1 protein-coding gene and 1 pseudogene are annotated in these 2216 nt (G+C 58.6%); one reads left to right on the forward strand and one right to left on the reverse strand.

Going from position 1 to position 2216, the window contains the following annotated elements; all coding sequences use genetic code 11:
* Nucleotides 1-1094 (forward strand): thioesterase domain-containing protein (locus GWE18_RS41735; protein ID WP_275191279.1); only part of this gene is annotated, 1094 nt, incomplete at its 5' end.
* 188 nt (nucleotides 1095-1282) lie between these two features.
* Here GWE18_RS41735 and GWE18_RS41740 read toward each other — a convergent pair.
* Nucleotides 1283-1945: pseudogene (locus GWE18_RS41740) on the reverse strand (transposase); the annotation flags it as partial.
* Between the last annotated feature and the right edge of the window lie 271 nt (nucleotides 1946-2216).

A 2216-nucleotide genomic window follows, 5' to 3' on the forward strand; every position in this document is an offset into this window, starting at 1 on the left:
GCGCGGCCTATGAGCCGCCGCGGGGCGAGACCGAGACCGCGCTGGCGACGATCTGGGCGGAGCTTCTCGGTGTGGCGCGGGTCGGGCGGCACGACAACTTCTTTGACCTCGGTGGACATTCGCTGCTAGCGCTGCAAGTGCTTGAGCAACTCCGGCGGCGGGGTTTGATCCTCGATCTTTCCGTGCATTTCACGAATCCTCGTCTCGATCAGTGCGCCGAGAAGGTGCGCCCCGCATCGAAGAACCATCGAAAATCTGCGAGCCAACTTATTCCGCTTCGACTCGCGAACAGTCAGCCACTTATCCTCTGTCACGCTTGTGGCGGAGGGCTGAGCGTCTATGATGACCTCGTGCGGGCGCTGCCAGCTACACAGACCATCTACGGTATACATGCCCTAGAGTTCGGTCACGAACTCCTGAAGGTGGGTTCGATTGATGAGATCGCCCAAGTCTATGCTCGGGCTATTGTTCCTGTGCTGCCGGACATGGCTTGTACGCTCGCGGGATGGTCTTTTGGCGGTGTGCTCGCCCACGCCGTTGCTGGGATGCTAATCTCTGCAAACGTGAGGGTCGATTTAGTGGCATTGATCGATAGTGCCCATCCGTCGGCGCCAGAGACGCCTTCCACTCTCACCTTGGACCAGGAATGGTCTGAATTCCTTGCATTCCTTGTCGACGAGGGAGGATTGTCGCCTGAGCACGATGCAACCATGAAAATTCGACCGGGTGACTTCGCTACGCTCGCGAGCGCTGCTTTTGGTACATGGAAAATCGGTGTACCGGCGCTTGAGGAAATCTTCCAAATGTTCATTCGCCATATTCGCGCGGGCAAACTATACGTACCTAAGAAGGTTTCGGCGCTCTGCGTCTATTACACTCGGGAGTCCACTAGCGCAGCAACTCCATGGCACGCTGCTTTCGAGAGCCTCGTTGAAGGGCCCCCTCTTCCTGGCGACCATGGTTCCCTTCTGAAGCATCCAAATGTGACCGTTCTTGCGGAGGACCTCTCACATCGCCTTCCCGGCGAGGCATTCGTTCGCCGTCCAACAAAAGCTTCAAAAGACGCACCTTTTCCAATAGATCAGGACCTGTAGCAGTGAAGTGGACCCCATCCGGTGGGGCCACGGCGACCAATCTCTTAGTTGGATTCTCGGCCGCTCCGATCTCCTGATATCACGCTGCGAACAGCTCTGTCTGCTGCTGTTGTTGCGCCTGTGATTGCTCACAATACACTCTCGACGATGGTGGCGTGGTGAACGAGGCGATCGATGGCGGCGAGGGTCTCCATCAGCCCATGCCCGATGAAGCACAGCTTCGTCTCCTTGCCTTTACCCTTGCGATAGAGCCTGGCATCGGGATCGGTGGTCGAAGCATGGGTGTCGTTCGAGCGTCTCTGGCCATGGAAGTCCGCTTCGGCATTGCGCCCGCCTTTGCGCCGGCGGCTCGCCCGAGCCGTCCTTCGGCTTGACGCTCTTCATCGAGGCCCAGGCCTCGATCAGCGTGCCATAGACCGAGAAGTGATCGCTCGACAGAAGCTTCTTCACCTTGGGCTGCGCGCCAGCAACGCCACGAGGAACTTGGCCGAGATGTCGCCTTCCAGTCGCCGGTCGCGGTTCTTCGAGAACACCGAATGGTCCCAGGCTGCGTCGTCAACGCCGACTCCGACGAACCAGCGGAACAGCAGGTCGTATTCCAGCCGCTCCATCAGAAGCCGCTCCGAGCGGATTGAATAAAACGTCTGCAATAGCATCGCCCGCAGCAGCTTCTCCGGCGGGATCGACGGCCGCCCAATCGGCGAATAGAGCGCTGCAAACTCGCGCTCCAGCGCCGAAAGCGCCTCGTTCACAATCGTCCGGATCGCTCGCGGCGGATGATCTCGCCGCACCCGCGCCTCCAGGTCAACGTAGCTGAACAGCTCGCCCGTTCGATTGTCGCCGCCACGCACGCACACCATCTCCGAATCTCATCGGAGCGAATGAATCACGGTCGTCGGTCGGCGGCGAGCGCCTTTTTCAACAGCCTGCTAGTCTTACTGCGTCATAAATTTCGATAGCTGCTTTGACTTGAGATTGCCCTGATGCAACAAGGACATCGAGATAGTGTAGACACGAGAGCAGCGTTCAGTCTTCTCCGAACGGTCGCAATCGAATTTGGAACGTGTCGTTCAGGCCGCAATGGCGGATCCCCTCGGCCGATAAGTTTCGGGAATTGCAGCT

Origin of the sequence: Bradyrhizobium sp. CSA112, from assembly GCF_029051645.1 — a bacterium.
In the GTDB taxonomy this organism is placed as follows: Bacteria; Pseudomonadota; Alphaproteobacteria; order Rhizobiales; family Xanthobacteraceae; genus Bradyrhizobium.